We start from the raw sequence: 17,180 nt of genomic DNA on the forward strand, positions 1-17,180 counted from the left end.
CTCGCCGGGGGTGAGCGAGTCGAAGCGATCAAAGACCAGCAACCACTCGTGACCGTGCTTGCACTCGGAGAACTCGTCATAGACGAGCTCGGGGGGCGCGGGCACCCGTGCTCTGTTGTCAATCACATGAGGCGCCTCGTTCGCGAAAGAGGCCTCGCTCGGCAGGAGCGCGAAGAGGAGCGGCTTGGGGATGAGCTTCGAGAGGAACCCGTACACGCGCGGCTTGGAGAGGAGCCTCGAGCGGGAGCTGACGCCGCGCGCTTTGGGGATGAATCTCGAGAGGAATCCGGAGACGCCCGGCCCGGGTCTGTACGGTTGAGGGCTCAACGCCTGTGTCTGGTTCATGGACTGGCTCCCGTGCTCGCCCTGAAGGCAATCCCGTGCGCGAGGCCTGGGGGCACGGCTCGGGCATTCCGAGCTCCCCGGCCTCTGCACGTCTTGGGCGGAGTTCTCCGTTTTCAGCTATCGCGAAGAATGCGCACGTGGCCTACACAGGCACGAGCCTCCCCAGAGGATGGGACGTACGTGCGTGTGTGACAGGAATTGAGTACCCGGGTCAGGCGAGCAGTGGCTCTTCCGGTGAGGACAATCCCACCAGCGAAGCCGCTGCCGGCCGTGTCTCCCGGAAGAAGGCGGCGAGCTGTTCCGTGTCCTGGCGGAACATCTGTTCGAAGGCGCGCTGCAGGCCGCCGAGGAAGGGCCGTGCGAGCAGCGAGGGGGTGTAATAGAGGCGCCAGTGGAAGTGCGTACACCCGTTGGGCAGGGGCTCGAAGGTGACCACCTGGAGCATCTGCCGCGAGAGGGGGAGGGAGCTGTTGTCGATGGAGCCCACCCACCGCCGTCCACGGACCGCCTCGACCGTGCGGATCCTCACCGTCATGAAGGCCCAGGTCTCATCGTAGATGCGGCGGTCCGGCGGCGCGCCGGGCGTGAGCAGATCCAACCGCACCAGGTGTTTGACCCACTCGAGGCCGTTCTCGAGTCCGATGAACTCGTCGTAGACCTGCTCGGGGAGCGCTTGAATCAAGGCCTGGTTGTCGATCTTGTACTCGGCCTGGTCCGCGAAGGATTGCTCGCTCGGGGTGAGGGCGAAGACGAGCGGCCACTTGGGCCTGAACGGACGATGGATGGAAACGCCCGGGTGACGCATGGATTGGCTCCGCTTCCGTGGGGAGGGGAAAAGCCTCCTCCTGAATGGAGTGGAGCCGCCCTGTTCGTGATGCACGTCCTGGGGGAGCGGGAGAGGAGGAGGCAGGTGGGTCCCCTGCCTCCCTGGCCGCGAGCCCCTCAGTAGCCGCGCAGCACGGTGAGCCCCGCGTCGGTGAGGACGTAGAGCATCGCCGGGCTCGCGTTGGGGTCATAGACGAGCTGCCGCACCCCCTTGCCCGGGACGTTCGCCACCTTCGAGAGCTGCTTGTCCTTGTCCATCCGCCACAGGCCCGAGCCCGCCGTGCCGATGAAGAGCGAGCCGTCATCCGTGGCCGCCAGCGAGGTGAGCGCGTCGGTGGGCAGAGCCGAGACCTTCGTGCCCTTCTGCGCGCGATCGCCGCGCGAGAGGATGGTCAGCTCCCACAGGCCGTAGTCCTTGCTGGCCAGGTAGTAGCGGCCGTCCTTCGTCTGCTGGAAGCCGCGCCAGTAGTCGAACTCGGCGAGCGGGTTGACCTCCGGCAGGAACGAGGACTCCACCTTCATCGGGTTGAGCGTCTTGGGCGTCATCGCGTCCCAGAGCCCGAGGTCCGCGTTGGGCGTGACGATGCCGAAGGTCCAGTCGTTGGCGATGAGCACGTCGCCATCCTGGGCAATGCCCAGCCCGTAGCTGTAGCCGATGTGCTGGCCGCCGTGCTCGTCGAACCACACCGGGTGCCGGTGGCTGTTGTAGTCGAGCCCCCGGAGGCGGGTGACGCCGTGGTTGGTGCCGATATACACCTCGCCCTTGTCCCGGCCGCGCATCACCTTCACGCAGCTGAGCACCGCGCGATCCTCGTCGAAGCGCCAGTCATTGGAGTTGTGGATGCCGGTGTTGACCGGCGGATTCCAGCCGATGCTGCCGTCGTTCTTCTCCCGGTCCCGGCGGAACGAGTGGCTGACGTGCTCCTCGAGGACGAGGCTGCCCTCGGGGGTGAGCTTCACCGCGTCCAGGTCGCCCTCGGTGAAGGTGGAGTCGTTGTAGGACGAGCGCATGGGCTCATCGAGCTCCCGCGCGTAGTAGCCCACGTAGGCGCGGCCCGCGGCGCCACCGCAGATGACGGTGGAGGAGAAGCCCCTGCCGGCCTGTCCGAGGTTGCTCGCCCAGAGGGGCTGCGTGGCTCCCGGGCGCAGCACGCCGATGCGGTTGCCGTCGAGCAGCCAGATGTTGAAGGCGTCATCCACGGCCACGCCCCGCGGGTTGCCCACGCCGAAGCGCTGCGAGTAATTGACCGAGGCCTCCTTCGGCCAGGGGTCCTCCCTTTGCGAGCCGGGGGTGCCTCCATCGGTGCCGTCCCCCGTCCCGGCATCGCCGCCACCGCCTCCGTCCGGAGGCGTGCCGGCGTCGGCTGGCGGGGTGCCCGCGTCCTCGGAGGGCTCGCCCGCATCGGGGAGCGGAGTGCCCGCGTCCTCCGTGGGCGGAGGGCCCGCGTCGGAATCCGGCTCCCCGACTCTCGCTCCGTCATCGATGGGTGGGCGTGGCGTCTCGTCCGAGCCACTGCACGCCCATGCCGCCGCCACCACCACCGCCGCCCCACACGCCCCCAGCACTTTGCGAATCACGCTGCGTCCCCCTCTTCACCGGGAGGGCGCAGGAGCAAGCCGCGTACCGCCTCGGGAAGGGCGCGCGGCGGGCCTTCTCGGCCCCGAAGTGGGAAGCGATCTTCCCTCGATTGACACACTTCCTCCCCTGGAGGGCCATCTGCCGTGGCGGCCGGGCAGGCGAGCGCCCGGGGGAGGGAAACCCCGTGGGCCGGTTCGTCCGAGGACGGAGCCGCCGGGGACGCGCATGCCTCGGGGCCCGGCCGGGTCTACACTGGCGGCATGTCCCTTCTTCGCTCCTGGTCCCGTGGGTCGCTTCTGGGTCTCGGTCTCCTGGCGGGCGGAGTGGCCGTTGGCGCGTCCGAGCCACCGGTCATCTCCGTGCACCTGCCCTACGAGAGCTACAACCTTCAGCTCAGCGGGGAGGATGTCCTCTCCGCGGACATTCAGCTGCACCGCTCCGCGACGGAGCTGCGGGGAAGGGCGCTCGGCCAGGCGGCGCAGCTCACGTTGAAGGAGGACGGGGCCTCGGGCGTCGTCGGCGCCACCCCCATCAACCTGAAGGTCCGCAAGCAGGGCGACACCATCACGGCCGAGGGTGGCTTCGTCCATGGACGCGTGACGCTCCGGCTCAACCCGAAGGAGCTCCACGTCTACATCAACCAGTGCCGCTACGAGCTGACGAACACCGACGGCTGGTACCAGGGGCCGCGCAGCTGCGACGGCAAGCTGGCGCCTCCCGTGCGGCTCTTCGTTCCGCCCGAGCTCCTCTCGAGGGGAGCAACCGAGCAGGCGACCCTGCTGCTCTTCGCGCTGGCGAGCGCGGCGCAGTAGCCGCTCACGACTCCGCGGCTCCGGACCCGGGTTCTCACCGGGCCCGGAGCGCACGGACGGCTAGTTGAGGATCGCCTCGCAGGCGCACTTCGTCATGTTGCACTTCGCGCCCGTGCCGCAGGTGTCACCGCAGTTGGGCTTGCAGACGCACGCGTTGCCCGCGTCGTTGCAGCCGAGCGTGGGGCCGGCGCAGTGGTCCGGCTCGGTCGGGCTGTAGCCCGGGTCGTCCTCGCACGGGACGCCGCCGTTGGGATCCTTCACCTGGTCGATCCAGTAGCGGTACGACACCGCGATGTTGGTCGAGGAGGCCGCGGGGCGGCAGGCGCCGAAGAAGGACAGGGTGCGTGCCCGGCCGTCGAAGTCGAAGCCGTTGGCCGTGCTGCGCGGGATGTCGTTGCCCGTCGTGCAGACGGCGGGATTACTCACGTTGTCCATGGCGACCTTGATGGAGGCACCGATGGGCGGCTTGAGCGTCTTGTAGCCCGCGTTGCCGATGGTGTTGCCCGTGATGGCATCCATCGAGGTCGAGATGGAGGCGTCGTTGATGATGGAGCCGACGATGCCACCCGTGGCGTTGACCACCTGGACGTGGCGCTGGCTCGGCGGGTTGTACTCACCGCAGTCCGAGCCGGCCGGGCACACGATGCCGTGCACGACGATGTGCTTCTTCGTCTTGTTGGTCGGCTGGGGCACCTCCGAGCCGGTGCCGAAGAAGCTCACGTAGTCGGAGATGGGATCGCACTTGCCTCCATCCACGGTGGTGCTGTTCGAGCCGCAATTCTGGAGGGCCGTCGTGTAGCCGTTCGTCTGATCATCCGCGTCGCCGAGCAGCACGACCACGATGGTGGCGTCGGCGCGCGTCTTGAGGTCGGACTCGGTATCGGTGGGGGCGGTGCCCGGCGTCATGTCGTCGACGGCCTTGCGGGCCGCGCCGAGCACGCCCTCGGCGGAGGCGCCCTGGATGTCCACCCAGCAGCCACCATTGGAGCCCTGGCTCGTATCACCGGGGCAGTCCGCGGGTGTGGGGCCCGGAGGAGACGCGAGGCTGCACGTCTTCGTGCTGGACGAGCACGTACTGCCCTGCGTCAGCCACGCCATCACCTTGTTCACGTTGCGGGTGAAGGGCCGCAGCTTGAGGGCGTTCGGTCCCCACTCGGAATTCTTGCTCGGGTCCAGGTGGTAGCTCGAGGTGACGAGCGCCATGCGCCAGTCGAGCGACGAGGCGTTGAGCGCGGTCACCGCGGACTTGGCGGCGATGCCCAGCGCCTTCTGCGAGCTCGACATGGAGCCGCTGTCGTCCACGACGAAGAGGAAGTCCACCTTGGCAGTGGGGAGCGAGAAGCGCTCGCACTGCACCGCGGTGGGCTCGCCGAACTGGGCGATCGCGGAGCCATCCGACAGGTCCTTGATGGAGAAGGCCGCGGTCGTGCTGCGGTTGGTGTCCGTCACGTTGGCCACGGGGGCCACCGCGATGATCACCACGAGGCTCTGGGCCGAGCGGTGCACGAAGGCCGTCTGGAGGCGGAAGTTGCCCACCACGCCCGCCTTGCCGGACAGGCGGCCCGTGCTGCCGGGCACCAGCGCGTCCACCAGCTGGTTGACGCGGTCATTGAGATCCGTGGTCGTGCCGGCCTGATCATAGAAGGCCTGCACGGCGTCGAAGCCCTCCCAGGTCTTGAACGTCAGGGCGGTGCGGTTGCTCAGGGTGCCCTTGGCCGCGATGCTGGGACGCAGGGCCTCCTCGTCGCCGAGCGGATCCGTGGCGCCCGCGGGAGGCGTGGTGCGGAAGGCCAGGAAGGAGACCTTGTTGGTGCTGTCGTAGCCCACCAGGCCCTTCACCGCGCCGCCCGACGTGATCTGCGTGACCTGGGTGAAGGAGGGGGGCAGGGCGAGCCGGAGGTCGGCGCCACTCTCGGACTGGAAGGACACGGGGCGCAGGTTGGCCTCGGTGCACACCTGGCCGGCCGGGCCCGAGGCGTCGTTGCTCTTGGGGTCCAACTCACCCGAGTCCACGCTGCCGTTCTGGTTGGCGTCCTCGGCGCCGTCGTTCACCCCGTCACTGTCGGAGTCCGGGTTGGTGGCGTCGGTGGTGGTGCCGGGGTTGGCGTCCGGACGGAAGATGCCGGTGCAGTTGGCCTCGTCCAGGTTGGTGGTGGCGCCCAGCTCCACGCCGTCGGAGATGCCGTCGCCATCGGTGTCGAAGTGGCGCGGGTCGGTCTCGTTGGCCTGACGGGTGCCGTCGCCGTTCAGGTCCTCGCCCTTCACGCTGCCGGTGCTCGGGCCGTCGCGCAGGCCGTCGCAGTCGGTGTCCACGAGCAGCGGGTGGGTCTCGGTGTCGTCCACCCTGCCGTTGTGGTTGGCGTCCTCCACGCCATCGAGCAGGCCGTCACCGTCCGAGTCCGCCTTGACGGGGCTCGTGTTCACGGCGGTGCCGAGGTCGGGGGTGATGGTGCAGTTGGTGCCGGCCACCGCCTGGGTGATGCCCACCTCGAGCCCGTCCGAGAGCCCGTCCTGATCCGTATCCGCCAGGCCGGGGTTCGTCTGCTGCCCGTCGTACCTGGCCTCGTACTCGACCTTGTCGCTCAGGCCGTCGCAGTCGGTGTCCTTGGTGGCGTTGCTCGGATCGCTGGGATCGGTGGGCTGCGGTGTGGGACCCGTATCGGGCGTGCCGCCGGCATCGGGACCCCCGGTGGCCGGGTTACCGCACGCGGCCGCCGTCATCAGGCTCAGCGCGAGCAGGGCTGCGCCAATCAATTGTCGCGGATTCATTTGGAGCACTTCCTCCAGCCAGAGACCTCCTGGCGTTTTTGGGAGACCGCCCCCCCGGCGGCATTGGCTTGCAGCATATACGCGGGAGGCGTAGGCGGGGTTGGGTTTCGCTGATAGCGGGATTTTACGGCCGGGGCGAGAGTGAATGCCCGGCATGTCAGGGTTCAAGCGGCTTCTTCAAACGAGAGTGTTCAAAACCAATCCAACTGGAAAATTGTCGTTTTCCTGAAGAGGGCGGGAAGGCGCCGAGGAGGCGCTGCGAGCAGGCGGGCGCCCGTGCCCGTGGCCCTGGTGCTTCGTGGCGGAAGAGGCCTCCCGCGCCCCACGACGAGGAGAGTGACCGCCGGGCCGCACCCGAGGTGGGCGCGAGGTGGAGCGCCGGCCGTTCCGGAAGGTGTCACCACGGCGTTGTTGCGCGGAGCGGGCAGGGGGTTTGTCATACGCCTCCTTTCGTGCGTGGGACGAAGTTGGAGGCCGACATGTTCCGGAGCCTGGGCTCCTGGCTGCTGATGCTGTTGCTGGTGGCCCTGCCGGGTTGCGACAGGGTTTCAGCGCCCGTGGTCGTGGACCTCCCTGACAGCGGGACGCAGGAGGGGGACCTCCCCGACAGTGGGGAGCCCGAGGACGAGCTCCCCGACAGCGGGACTCCGGACGCCGGTCTCCCCGACAGTGGGAGTCCGGGGACTCCGCCGATGACGCCTCCGGCGATCCTTCATTTCGGGGCGACCCCCTCGACGATCGACGTGGGCCAGGACGCGACCCTGGACTGGGAGCTGGTGGGACCCGCGCAGGTGAGCATCGAGCCGGACGTGGGCCACGTGACGGGGTCGCGCGTGACGGTGCAGCCGGCTCGGACGGCGACCTACACGTTGAAGGCCACGAACGAGGCGGGGACCGTCACGGCGACCACGAAGGTGACGGTGAATCCCCCTCCGGATACGTGGGCCTCGCTCGCCTGGAGCCACGAGCTGCCTGGGAACTACGACTCGGATGTCTATCGTTGGCTGGATTCAGGCCGGAGGCAGCGTACGGCGGTCCTCACGCGCAATGACACGCGGGACCCCGGAGGCAGCTACGGCGGCATGCTCCGGCAGTTCCGCTTCTACGCGGGCACGGGGGAGCGCGTGGCCTCGGGCACGGGGGCCATGGGCAAGTGGAACGGCTGGGGCTACGTGGTGAACCACTACGACAACACGGTGACCCACTCCGCGGATCTCCCGGGCAGCTACCGCCAGGTCTTCGTGGGCCGGCACCATGCCCTCCACGAGTTCTCCTGGAACCTGCCCCTCTACGGCACCCCGGGCATCAAGGCCACGGTGCACTGGTTCTTCGCCACGGGGCGGGACCATCCGGTCTACGCCGTCACCTTCGACACCAGCGCCGCCGGAGCCGGTGGACTGTCCTCGAGCGTGGATTCGCGGACGCCCTACGGAGACATCGCCTGGGATGGGGATGGCACCAACGCGTGGGTGGATGGCGTGAAGTGGGGAGACCACCACCAATTCCTCTCCCGCGACGAGCCGCTCACGGCCCAGAGCCGCTGGGACTACACGCGGCCGAACGTGGTGCCCTATTCCCTGACGTATTCGCGGAGCGCGGACGCCGAGATGGGGATGGTGCAGACGCTCGACTGGCTCCAGCACAACACGGGCGGCACGTGGTTCCATGACAACTGGGGCCACACCTCCGAGGATCGGGCGAATACTGGCAACTTTGGCAACTGGCTCATGCCGCCCAATTGGAACTGGCCCTATCAGCTCTGCCAGTACGAGATGGATGACTCCAGCCCGACCCGGAGCAAGCGTTTCGCCTGGGGTTTGATGTATGGCGCCGTGGGCAGTACGTCCTATTGGAGTTATGGCTATGGAGGCCAGCTCTCGGGCCATCCCTATCAGAGCTACTCCGTCTTCATGGTCATGGGCAGACAGAGCACCGGGGATGTCCAGGCGCAGGTGACGCAGGTGGAGCGGATGCTCGAGGCGCGGCTCAGCGCCACCCGGGGCGAGGTGGTGACGCAGGGGCCGCTTGGCGTGGGCCGCTCGGACACCGGGAGCTATCCGGTGCCAGGTTTCAACAGCACCTATGGGGCCTATGAAGTCCTGGCGGATGCGACGGGTCACTTCACCGTGACGCTCGATGCCGCCGGGGGAGACATTCGGAATCCCCTCTTCCTGGTGCACAAGCCGGGAGGCGTGCCGGGGCGCCTCTATCTGGATGGCGCGCCACTGACCGCGGATGTGGATTACTTCGCATCCGTGGATGCCAGTGCCGGGCTGGTATGGCTCACCCTCAACCGGCTCTGGAGCGGCAGCCATACCCTGACGAGCGCTTCCGGAGGCACCGTGCGGTAGGGTGGTTAACACTTTCGAGGGTCCCATGAAAGCACGGAACCCGTGCTCTGATTGACTTGCAGGTATTCCAGGGATGAGCATTCTCCGAGGCCACCCCCGCGGCCTGTGAGCCGCCATGAGGCGCTCACCTCGACGAGAGCATGACACCATGAAGACCACCCCCCTGCTGGTCGCGCTGTCCGCCTTGTTTCCCGCCGTGGCCCTTGCCGCCAACCCCGTGCACAACGTCTGGGCCACCCAGCCTGGATTGATCTCCGAGCCGGGGGCCAGCTACGTCGCCACGTCCGCCAGTTGCTCCTTCAGCTGGACCGAGGTCTCGGGCTACGCGTTCATCAACGCCCGCGCCAAGGCGCCCACCGGGGATCTCTACGAGTTCCAGCTCGTCTCCGTCACGGGCAGCCCGACGGCCTACGAGGTGGACGGTCTGTGGAACGTGAGCAAGAACGGCGTTCCGCTCTGCACCGGTTGCTCCGGGCTGGCCTATGGCCTCACCGCTCCGATCGGCTCCATGTTCAAGATCTACGTCGGCAACTACAGCTACCACCTCAGCGGTTCCGTCACGAACCGCTACGATTTCTGAGCGGGCCGTCCTTCTCGAGCTTGATGGCCGAGCTGGTGTTCCAGCTCCCGCGCGCGGCGATGCTGCCCACCACGTAGATGTTCTGGCCGGTCACGGTGCTGGCCGTCTCGTTGAAGGTGACGGTGGCGCCGGTGGTAGATGTATTTCAATGCGGTGCGTCGCGCGAACGAGGAGGAGTCCATGAAGAGGGTCTGGATGCTGGCGCTGCTCTCGGTGGTGGCGTGCTCGGAGAAGCAGGGACAGGGGGGAGGGGCCACGCAGGACAAGGCCGCGGCGGCCCTGGCGGGCAAGGACGAGAAGTGCCCCGGTGGGACGGTGAAGGGGTGCCTGGACGCGGCCACGGAGGCCGATCGCAGGGGAGACCCGGCGCGCGCGGTGGAGCTGTACACGCGCGTGTGTGACGCGGGCGTGGCGCGGGCGTGCAACGTGCTGGGCACGCTCGTCTGGCAGGGGCGGGGCGTGAGCGCGGATCCAGCCCGGGCCTATTCGCTCTACATGCGGGCGTGTGACGGAGGGGATGCGGCGGGCTGCTTCAGCGCCGGCATCTGCCACAGGACGGGCACGTGCGCCGAGAAGAACGACGCCGAGGCCACGAAGCTCCTCCAGCGTGCGTGTGATGCGGGGGACTCGCGGGCCTGCGCCAACGTGGGCGGCCACTGACGTCTCCCGCATACGGCGCGGGGCAGGGGCCTTCAGCGCCTCCTGCCCCGGTACGACTCACTCAGGGCGTGGTCGTGGCCGCCTGGGCCGGACCATTGGGGACCGCGGCCGGAGCCGCCTGCGCGGCCTTCGCGGCGGCCTCGGCTTCGGCCTTGGCCTTGAGCCGGGCCTCGCGCTCGAGCCGGTTCTTCGCCTCCTGCTCGGTCAGCGTCTTGATGGTGGCCAGGCTCTTCTCGAAGTCCTTGCCCAGCATGGCGTCCATGTCGATGAACATCGAGACGGCCTTGCCCATGAAGTCGTTCTGCCCCTCCATGGCCCAGGTCATCTGGATGCCCTCGGGCACCGGCTGGTACGTGACGAGGGTGAGGCTCTTGCCCGGCCAGGGCTTGAGGAACTCGAGCTCGATGTGGATGGATTCGTAGGGCTTCGACTCGAGGATGGTCATCTTCCCCTCGCCCGCGGCCTCGTTGCCGGACCACGCGTAGATGGCGCCGGGGCCCGCGAACGGCCCGTCGAACGTCTTCTTCATGTTCGGGTCGAGCGCTTCCCACGGCGACCAGAAGTGCCACTTGTGGAAGTCGTTCACGATGCCGAACGGCAGATCCACCGGGGCGGCGATGGTGATGGAACGCTCGACGCGGAAGGTGGACGGACGCGACGCCACCACGGCGGCGAAGCCCACCACGGCGACGGCGAGCGCGAGGAAGACCTTCTTCAACATGTCATCTCCTGGAAGTCGGGAGGTGGGGGGGAGCTCAGCACTCGATGATGTTCACGGCGAGACCGCCACGAGCGGTCTCCTTGTACTTCGTCATCATATCCGCGCCCGTCTGGCGCATGGTCGCGATGACCTTGTCGAGCGACACCTTGTGCTTGCCATCGCCCTGCAGCGCCAGCCGCGCGGCGTTGATGGCCTTGATGGAGCCCATGGCGTTGCGCTCGATGCACGGCACCTGCACCAGGCCGCCGATGGGGTCACACGTGAGCCCCAGGTTGTGCTCCATGCCGATTTCCGCCGCGTTCTCCACCTGCTCGGACGTGCCGCCCATGACCTCGGTGAGGCCCGCCGCCGCCATGGAGCAGGCCACGCCCACCTCACCCTGGCAGCCCACCTCGGCACCGGAGATGGAGGCGTTGAGCTTGTAGAGCATGCCGATGGCTCCCGCGGTGAGCAGGAAGCGGATGGCGCCCTCGTCGTCCGCGCCCGGCACGAAGCGCCGGTAGTAGTGCAGCACCGCGGGGACAATACCGGCCGCGCCGTTGGTGGGCGCCGTCACCACGCGCCCCTGGGCCGCGTTCTCCTCGTTCACCGCGAGCGCGTACAGGTTCACCCAATCCATGGCCAGCAGCGGGTCCGCGTTGCCGCGCATGTCGCCCTTGAGCTTGCGGTAGATGCCCGCGGCGCGCCGCTTCACCTTGAGCCCGCCCGGGAGGATGCCCTCGCGCTCGCAGCCGCGCTTCACGCACGCCTGCATCACTTCCCAGATGCGCAGCAGCCCGGCGCGCACCTCGGCCTCCGGCCGCAGCGCCTTCTCGTTCTCCATCATCATCGTGCTGATGCACAGCCCGTGTTGATGGCAGAGCGCCAGCAGCTCCGCGCCCGTCTTGAAGGGGTAGGGGATGCGCGAGTCGCCGGAGCCCGGGCCCTGCGTCGCGGTGCCGTCGTCGTTGACGACGAAGCCGCCGCCCACCGAGTAGTAGGCGCGCGCGAAGGGCTCGCTCTGGTGGGCGAGCACCGCGGTGAAGCGCATGCCGTTGGGGTGGCGCGGCAGCGACTGGCGCTTGTGGAAGACGATGTCCTCGGACACCTTGAACTTCACCGTCTGCTGGCCGAGCAGCTTGAGCTTCCCCGTCTCGGTGATGGCCGAGATACGGGCGGGCACGGCGTCGCAGTCGACTTCCTCGGGCCGCTCGCCCTCGAGGCCCAGGAGGACCGCGATATCGCTGCCGTGCCCCTTGCCCGTGTGTCCGAGCGAGCCGAAGAGCTCCGCCTTCACGGACTCGACGCGCTCCAGCCCTCCCTCCGCCTTCGCGAGGGCCTCCACGAACTGCCGCGCCGCACGCATCGGTCCCACGGTATGCGAGCTCGACGGCCCGATACCGATCTTGAACATGTCGAAGACACTGAGTGCCACGAACTGCCTCCCGCCCGAGGGCTGGCGAACCTATACCCCAAGCGGAGGCTTCCCGCCGCGCCAGTCCCCTGTGTGAGCAGCGTCCTCACGGCCAGGCCGTGTGCGCTCTCGGACGGAGGCCTCTGACGGCCCGCGTCATGCGTCGGAGGTGCAACGAGCTCAGTGGCCCGAGGCGGCCGAGGCGGCGAACTCCTCCGGCATGGTGGGCCAGCGGAAGGGGAACTTCCAGCGCTCGGGCCCCCCACCGCTCGGCTGCTCGGCCTTCACCCGGGCGAGCCCTCGCAGGCCCAGTCCCACCAGGGACACCACGCCCAGGGCGATGGCGCCGGAGGTGGCGGTGCGAAGGGTGCGCGGCCAGAGCGCACGCAGGCCGAAGAGGCCCACGGGGAGGACATAGACGGGAACGGCGACCACGCCCGCGAGTGCGAGCCAGCGTCGTCTGGTGGAAGGGTCAGAGGAGGTGAGGAGGTTCATGGCTTCCCCAGAAGGTGCGGGCGGGGGAGGCTGGCGGGAAGGGGGGCCGGGTGCCGTTTGCATGGAGACCCACAGTGCGGGGGTCGGCCGCCTCCCTGATGGCGGTGCGTACGGGGGCGGCGGGTTGCCAGCCGCGGACGCCATCCCCACGGGTACGGGGACGGGGGTGAGCCATGAAGGTCGTCGTCTTCGGTGCGACGGGTGGAACGGGACGCGCGGCGGTGCGGGAGCTCCTGGACGGTGGCCACGAGGTGACCGCGTTCTCCCGGCACGCCGAGCGGCTCGAGCTCCATTCGGAGCGGCTGCGGCTCGTCTCGGGAGATGCCCTGCGGCCCGAGGACGTGGAGGGCGTGTTGTCCGGACAGGACGCGGCCGTGGTGTCGCTCGGGGTGAACGACAACCCGCTGAAGGTGCGTCTGCTCCGCCGCTCGCGCACGCCCACCAACGTCTGCTCCGAGGGCACGCGCACCATCATCCAGGCCATGCACCGGGTGGGGGTGCGCAGGCTCGTGGTGGTCTCGGCCTACGGTGTGGGGGAGACGCGCGAGAAGCTGCCCTGGCCCTTCAGGACGGCCTACCGGTTGCTGCTCAAGGAGCAGATCTCCGACAAGGAGCGCCAGGAGCAACTGGTGCGCAACAGCGGCCTGGATTGGATCATCGTCCAGCCGGTGGGGCTCACCAATGGGCGGCCCCACGGGGAGGTGCTGGCCTCGACCACGGGAGAGGTGCATCACAACACCGTTCCCCGGGATGACGTGGGGCGCTTCCTGGCCTCGGTGGTGGGGGGCGACCAGTTCCTCTTCCGGACGGTCGCGCTGTCGGCCTGAGACTAGCGGCCGTAGCCCGCGCTCTTCACGTCCACGAGATGGCCGTTCTCGAACACCACCACCTGCATCAGCCGGCGGGGACCGAAGTTGTACGTCCACTCCTCCACGGTCTTGTAGACGACGTGCTCGGAGGTGGTGGTGCCAGCCCCCTCGGTCTTCTGCTTCGTCTTCTCGCCCACGGCCTCGGTGTGCGAGTCCTTGGACTGGGGCTCTCCGCACTTGAGCAGGACGTCGGACTTGGAGGCGCCGTCCGAGGCGAGCTCGTTGCCACAGCGGAGCGTGGCCGCGTCACTGGTGGCGGGGAGGAAGAAGAGGATCGAGAGGGAGAGGGTGGCCAGTGGGGCTCGCATGAGGGGGCTCCTGGGAAGGTTCGTACGGGGGATGAGCGGGACGTCCCAGCCCCTGGAGATATTCATCCGCCAGGGCCGGGGATACCTTGTGCCGGGGAGGATTGGCGATGGCTCGAACGGCGGGCTCGAGGTTGATGGTGTACGACCGGACCTGCGGCGGCCGCTGGGGGCTGCCGGGCCTCTCCTTCTCGTGGCGCGTGGGCGGCGTGCTGTATGGCGCGCTCGGCCGGCTCGATGACTGGAAGGGCGTGGCGAGCTGGCCCGAGGCCTTCGACTGGCTGCTCGAACGCTCGCGCGAGGAGCGCATCGCCGAAATCCAGTTCTGGGGCCACGGCAACTGGGGCCGTGTGCTCGTCCATCGCGTGCCGATGGACGTCCGGGCGCTCGTGCCGGACCACCCGTGGCACGAGCGATTGGTGGCGTTGCGCGAGCGGCTCGTGCCCGGCGGCGAGGCGCTCTGGTGGTTCCGCACCTGCGAGACGTTCGGGACGGCGCGGGGGCACACCTTCGCGAAGGCCTGGACGCGCTTCTTCGGCTGCCGCGCCGCGGGGCACACCTACGTCATCGGCCCCTGGCAGAGCGGGCTGCACTCGCTGCGCCCCGGCGAGGAGCCCCACTGGCCGGTGGAGGAGGGCGTTCCTCCCGAGACGCGCCCGGGCCCGAGGCAGGCGCTGTGGTCGGGGCCCCGCGAGCCCAACACCATTACGTGTCTGCATGGCCGGGTGCCGCCGGGCTTCTGAGCCGCCCGAGCGCGGACCCTTGCCTGTCCCGGCTCGCTCTGCGACGGTGCGCCGCCATGACGACACGACCCTTTCGCATCCTGGGACTCCAGCAGGTAGCCATCGGCGGGCCGGACAAGGCACCCCTGCGCAAGCTCTGGGTGGAGGTGCTGGGCCTCGAGCCCCACGGCACCTACCGCAGCGAGCGCGAGAACGTCGACGAGGACATCGTCGTGGCTGGCGTCGGGCCCTTCCGCGTGGAGGTGGACCTGATGCAGCCGGTGGATCCCAACGGCAAGCCGCGCGTGCATGAGCCCGCGCTCAACCACCTGGGCCTCTGGGTGGATGAGCTGCGCGCGGCGGTGAGCTGGCTCGAGGGGCAGGGCGTGCGCTTCGCTCCCGGCGGCATCCGCAAGGGCGCGGCCGGCTTCGACGTGACGTTCATCCACCCCAAGGGCAACGAGCAGTTCCCGCTCGGGGGCGAGGGCGTGCTCATCGAGCTGGTGCAGGCCCCCGCCGAGGTCATCTCCGCCTTCGACACCCTCGCGAAGGCGTCGGCGGCTCACAAGCCGTAGGCCTCGAGCAGCCGCAGCCACACCTCGCTGACCGTGGGGTAGGCCGGCACCGCGTGCCAGAGCGTGTCGAGCGTCACCTCGCCGGCCACCGCGACGGTGGCCGCGTGCAGCAGCTCGCCGGCCTCGGGGCCCACGAAGGTGGCTCCGAGGAGGATGCGCCGCTTCTCGTCCACCACCAGCTTCACCGCTCCGTCGAAGCCCTCGCCGAGCAGGGCCGTGCCCGCCACCGAGTCCATGCCCACCTGGACGGTGCGCACCGGAAAGCCCCGCTCGCGCGCCTGGACCTCGGTGAGCCCCACCGAGGCCAGCTGTGGATGCGTGAAGATGACCTGCGGTGTCACCCGCGCATCCGCCCACGCATGGCTCTGCCGGCCCAGGATGTTGTCCCCCACGAGCCGCGCCTGGTACTTGCCCATGTGCGTGAGCAGGTTGCGCCCGTTCACGTCTCCGCACGCGTACAGCCAGCCGCCTTCCACGCCCCAGGCCCGGAGCTCGTCGTCCACCTCCACGGGCTTGCCCGGCGTCAGGCCCACCGTCTCCAGTCCCACGTCCTGCGTGGCGGGCACCCGGCCCGTCGCCACCAGCAGCTCGTCCGCGCTCAGCGTCTCCCCGGTGGAGAGCGTCACCGTCACCTCGCCCTGTCCGCCGGGACGGTGGACGCGCGTCACCTGGGTGCCCGTGCGCACCGTGATGCCGCTCTCGCGCAGGGCCTTCTCCACGAGCTCGCGCGCGAAGGGCTCCACGCGCCCGAGGATGTGCGGCCCGCGCTCCAACAGCGTCACCTCCTCGGAGCCCAGCGCGCGCCAGGCCTGGCTCAGCTCCGCCGCCACCACGCCGCCTCCCATCACCACCAGCCGCCGGGGAACGTCCTTGGCACCCGTGCCCTCGCGATTCGTCCACGGCCTGGCCTCATGGAGCCCGGGGACGTCCGGGATGCGCGCGCGGCTGCCCGTGGCGAGCACCACCGCCCGGCGCGCCGTCAGCTCGCGCGTGCCGCCGTCGCGTGACGTCACCCGCACCGTGCGAGGCCCCCCAAGCCGGCCGTGCCCTCGCACCACCTCCAGCTTCGCCTTGCGAGCCCACTCGGCCTGGGAGCTGTCGTCGTAGTGGTGGACCAGCTCGTCCCGGCGCTCGAGCACCTTCGCGGCGTCGATGGGGCCCTTGAAGGCCTCGCGGACGCCGGACGAGTGCCGGGCGAGCCACACCAGATCGGGAGGCCGCAGCAGCGCCTTGCTGGGGATGCAGGCCCAGTAGGAGCACTCGCCGCCGAGCCGCTCCACCTCCACCAGCGCCGTCGAGAGTCCTCCCGCGGCGGTGCGCGCCGCCGCGTTCTCTCCGGCCGGGCCTCCACCGATGACCACCACGTCGAATGCGTCCGCCATGTGTCCTCTCCGTGCCGCGAGTCCCTGGGAAAGGAGTAGGGGAGCACGAGCCGCGACACCATGCGGCCAATGGCGCAGCGTTCATCCGAAAGGCGACGCTCGCGACGGTGGGGGCTGCTGGAGTGAACGGTCGTGAGGTTCTAGGGCACGCCGTAGTTCTGCCGCTTGGAATTGAGCTCCACCGCGACGGCGTAGATCTGCGCCCAGCTGCGGCTCTTCCAACGCTCCACCAGGCCCTTCTTGTCATTGGCGTGGTGGAAGAGGTCCTGCCGGAACTGCGCGTCCGCGGCCTTCCGGGCCTCGGGGCCCAGCGGCTGGCCCGTCCGTCCGAAGTAGCGCAGCAGGTCGTAGCCGTAGTCGTGCGTCTTGGCCATCGCGTCGAAGTCCTGGTCGGGACCGATGCCGTACGGCGCCGATGCGCTGCCGTTCGGATCCTGCATCCGCGTCCCGTGCTTCGTCTCCACCCGGATGGGCTCGTAGCCCATGACCTTCTTGAAGTCGGCTGGCGGCGGAAGCACGCCCGTGAGGTAGTCCCTCATCTGCTGCGCCGCGTCCACCGGGCGCGTCTGGACCGCGGCGACGCTCGCCGCCCTCTGGAGCGCCTCGGCCGCGGCCCCCGGACGCGCCTCGAAGACATCCCCCTTCGGCGCGATCACCGCCTGCTCGGGAGCCTTCGCCGCAACGGTGTTCGAGGTCGCAGCGGCCTGCTCGGCGACGGGCGTGGCCCTGCTGGTGGTGGTCCCCTTGAGCCGGATGTCCATGGTGCGTGCGTCCCCTGGCACCGCCTGGGGCGCCGG

Annotated in this window: 17 protein-coding genes and 1 pseudogene; 7 read left to right on the top strand and 11 right to left on the bottom strand. The window is 69.2% G+C overall.

What is annotated here, in order from left to right:
- The 3 genes from ACJ8AN_RS37095 to ACJ8AN_RS37105 all read right to left on the bottom strand — a co-directional run.
- A partial coding sequence (locus tag ACJ8AN_RS37095; protein WP_407760326.1) for a hypothetical protein occupies window positions 1–345 on the bottom strand: 345 nt, incomplete at its 3' end.
- A gap of 211 nt (window positions 346–556) precedes the next feature.
- Complete coding sequence (locus ACJ8AN_RS37100; protein WP_407760327.1) at window positions 557–1,150, bottom strand: SRPBCC family protein; 594 nt, start codon at window positions 1,148–1,150, stop codon at window positions 557–559.
- A gap of 137 nt (window positions 1,151–1,287) precedes the next feature.
- On the bottom strand, window positions 1,288–2,748 hold the full coding sequence (locus ACJ8AN_RS37105; RefSeq protein WP_407760328.1) for a hypothetical protein: 1,461 nt from the start codon (window positions 2,746–2,748) through the stop codon (window positions 1,288–1,290).
- A 324-nt stretch (window positions 2,749–3,072) separates the two neighbouring features.
- Here ACJ8AN_RS37105 and ACJ8AN_RS37110 point away from each other — a divergent pair, with 324 nt between their 5' ends.
- Entirely contained in the window at window positions 3,073–3,561 is a 489-nt protein-coding gene (locus ACJ8AN_RS37110; protein ID WP_407760329.1) for a hypothetical protein, read from the top strand.
- A gap of 60 nt (window positions 3,562–3,621) precedes the next feature.
- On the opposite strand, the gene cglD is transcribed toward ACJ8AN_RS37110, so the two are convergent.
- On the bottom strand, window positions 3,622–6,330 hold the full coding sequence (cglD, locus tag ACJ8AN_RS37115) for an adventurous gliding motility lipoprotein CglD (RefSeq protein ID WP_407760330.1): 2,709 nt from the start codon (window positions 6,328–6,330) through the stop codon (window positions 3,622–3,624).
- Window positions 6,331–6,809: 479 nt separating this feature from the next.
- Between cglD and ACJ8AN_RS37120 the strand changes: the two genes are divergently transcribed.
- Complete coding sequence (locus ACJ8AN_RS37120; protein ID WP_407760331.1) at window positions 6,810–8,681, top strand: hypothetical protein; 1,872 nt, start codon at window positions 6,810–6,812, stop codon at window positions 8,679–8,681.
- 148 nt (window positions 8,682–8,829) lie between these two features.
- Window positions 8,830–9,261, top strand: coding sequence for a hypothetical protein (locus ACJ8AN_RS37125; RefSeq protein ID WP_407760332.1), 432 nt, complete (start codon window positions 8,830–8,832; stop codon window positions 9,259–9,261).
- Here the strand turns inward: ACJ8AN_RS37125 and ACJ8AN_RS37130 are convergent.
- A pseudogene (locus ACJ8AN_RS37130) lies at window positions 9,239–9,373 on the bottom strand (carbohydrate-binding module family 20 domain-containing protein); the annotation flags it as partial. The gene ACJ8AN_RS37125 and the pseudogene ACJ8AN_RS37130 sit on opposite strands and share 23 nt — an antisense overlap.
- Before the next feature lie 68 nt (window positions 9,374–9,441).
- On the opposite strand from ACJ8AN_RS37130, the gene ACJ8AN_RS37135 reads away from it, so the two are divergent.
- On the top strand, window positions 9,442–9,921 hold the full coding sequence (locus ACJ8AN_RS37135) for a tetratricopeptide repeat protein (RefSeq protein WP_407760333.1): 480 nt from the start codon (window positions 9,442–9,444) through the stop codon (window positions 9,919–9,921).
- Between the two features lie 61 nt (window positions 9,922–9,982).
- Here the strand turns inward: ACJ8AN_RS37135 and ACJ8AN_RS37140 are convergent, their stop codons facing one another.
- From ACJ8AN_RS37140 to ACJ8AN_RS37150, 3 genes are all read right to left on the bottom strand, one after another.
- Complete coding sequence (locus ACJ8AN_RS37140; RefSeq protein ID WP_407760334.1) at window positions 9,983–10,642, bottom strand: SRPBCC family protein; 660 nt, start codon at window positions 10,640–10,642, stop codon at window positions 9,983–9,985.
- A 34-nt stretch (window positions 10,643–10,676) separates the two neighbouring features.
- Window positions 10,677–12,056 carry an L-serine ammonia-lyase gene (locus ACJ8AN_RS37145; RefSeq protein WP_407760335.1) on the bottom strand — a complete coding sequence of 460 codons (1,380 nt, stop codon included), beginning with the start codon at window positions 12,054–12,056 and terminating at the stop codon, window positions 10,677–10,679.
- 159 nt (window positions 12,057–12,215) lie between these two features.
- Window positions 12,216–12,530, bottom strand: a complete 315-nt coding sequence (locus ACJ8AN_RS37150; RefSeq protein WP_407760336.1) for a hypothetical protein — start codon at window positions 12,528–12,530, stop codon at window positions 12,216–12,218.
- A gap of 173 nt (window positions 12,531–12,703) precedes the next feature.
- On the opposite strand from ACJ8AN_RS37150, the gene ACJ8AN_RS37155 reads away from it, so the two are divergent.
- Complete coding sequence (locus tag ACJ8AN_RS37155; RefSeq protein WP_407760337.1) at window positions 12,704–13,357, top strand: NAD(P)-dependent oxidoreductase; 654 nt, start codon at window positions 12,704–12,706, stop codon at window positions 13,355–13,357.
- A 2-nt stretch (window positions 13,358–13,359) separates the two neighbouring features.
- Here the strand turns inward: ACJ8AN_RS37155 and ACJ8AN_RS37160 are convergent, their stop codons facing one another.
- Window positions 13,360–13,707, bottom strand: coding sequence for a DUF2845 domain-containing protein (locus ACJ8AN_RS37160; RefSeq protein ID WP_407760338.1), 348 nt, complete (start codon window positions 13,705–13,707; stop codon window positions 13,360–13,362).
- A 107-nt stretch (window positions 13,708–13,814) separates the two neighbouring features.
- Here ACJ8AN_RS37160 and ACJ8AN_RS37165 point away from each other — a divergent pair, with 107 nt between their 5' ends.
- Window positions 13,815–14,447 carry a hypothetical protein gene (locus ACJ8AN_RS37165; RefSeq protein ID WP_407760339.1) on the top strand — a complete coding sequence of 211 codons (633 nt, stop codon included), beginning with the start codon at window positions 13,815–13,817 and terminating at the stop codon, window positions 14,445–14,447.
- Window positions 14,448–14,503: 56 nt separating this feature from the next.
- Complete coding sequence (locus ACJ8AN_RS37170; protein WP_407760340.1) at window positions 14,504–15,001, top strand: VOC family protein; 498 nt, start codon at window positions 14,504–14,506, stop codon at window positions 14,999–15,001.
- Here ACJ8AN_RS37170 and ACJ8AN_RS37175 read toward each other — a convergent pair.
- Both ACJ8AN_RS37175 and ACJ8AN_RS37180 read right to left on the bottom strand, forming a co-directional pair.
- On the bottom strand, window positions 14,989–16,383 hold the full coding sequence (locus ACJ8AN_RS37175) for a dihydrolipoyl dehydrogenase family protein (protein ID WP_407760341.1): 1,395 nt from the start codon (window positions 16,381–16,383) through the stop codon (window positions 14,989–14,991). The genes ACJ8AN_RS37170 and ACJ8AN_RS37175 overlap by 13 nt on opposite strands.
- Window positions 16,384–16,523: 140 nt before the next feature.
- Window positions 16,524–17,144, bottom strand: a complete 621-nt coding sequence (locus tag ACJ8AN_RS37180) for a hypothetical protein (protein WP_407760342.1) — start codon at window positions 17,142–17,144, stop codon at window positions 16,524–16,526.
- Window positions 17,145–17,180: the final 36 nt, after the last annotated feature.

The organism is Archangium sp. (genome assembly GCF_045802675.1).
Taxonomy (GTDB): Bacteria; Myxococcota; Myxococcia; order Myxococcales; family Myxococcaceae; genus Archangium.

Bases quoted from the DNA above. Each gene is read 5' to 3' on its own strand.
- ACJ8AN_RS37100 (WP_407760327.1), bottom strand. From the start codon at position 1,150: ATGCGTCACCCGGGCGTTTCCATCCATCGTCCGTTCAGGCCCAAGTGG.
- cglD (WP_407760330.1), bottom strand. From the start codon at position 6,330: ATGAATCCGCGACAATTGATTGGCGCAGCCCTGCTCGCGCTGAGCCTG.
- ACJ8AN_RS37120 (WP_407760331.1), top strand. From the start codon at position 6,810: ATGTTCCGGAGCCTGGGCTCCTGGCTGCTGATGCTGTTGCTGGTGGCC.
- ACJ8AN_RS37125 (WP_407760332.1), top strand. From the start codon at position 8,830: ATGAAGACCACCCCCCTGCTGGTCGCGCTGTCCGCCTTGTTTCCCGCC.
- ACJ8AN_RS37135 (WP_407760333.1), top strand. From the start codon at position 9,442: ATGAAGAGGGTCTGGATGCTGGCGCTGCTCTCGGTGGTGGCGTGCTCG.
- ACJ8AN_RS37140 (WP_407760334.1), bottom strand. From the start codon at position 10,642: ATGTTGAAGAAGGTCTTCCTCGCGCTCGCCGTCGCCGTGGTGGGCTTC.
- ACJ8AN_RS37150 (WP_407760336.1), bottom strand. From the start codon at position 12,530: ATGAACCTCCTCACCTCCTCTGACCCTTCCACCAGACGACGCTGGCTC.
- ACJ8AN_RS37155 (WP_407760337.1), top strand. From the start codon at position 12,704: ATGAAGGTCGTCGTCTTCGGTGCGACGGGTGGAACGGGACGCGCGGCG.
- ACJ8AN_RS37160 (WP_407760338.1), bottom strand. From the start codon at position 13,707: ATGCGAGCCCCACTGGCCACCCTCTCCCTCTCGATCCTCTTCTTCCTC.
- ACJ8AN_RS37165 (WP_407760339.1), top strand. From the start codon at position 13,815: ATGGCTCGAACGGCGGGCTCGAGGTTGATGGTGTACGACCGGACCTGC.
- ACJ8AN_RS37170 (WP_407760340.1), top strand. From the start codon at position 14,504: ATGACGACACGACCCTTTCGCATCCTGGGACTCCAGCAGGTAGCCATC.
- ACJ8AN_RS37175 (WP_407760341.1), bottom strand. From the start codon at position 16,383: ATGGCGGACGCATTCGACGTGGTGGTCATCGGTGGAGGCCCGGCCGGA.
- ACJ8AN_RS37180 (WP_407760342.1), bottom strand. From the start codon at position 17,144: ATGGACATCCGGCTCAAGGGGACCACCACCAGCAGGGCCACGCCCGTC.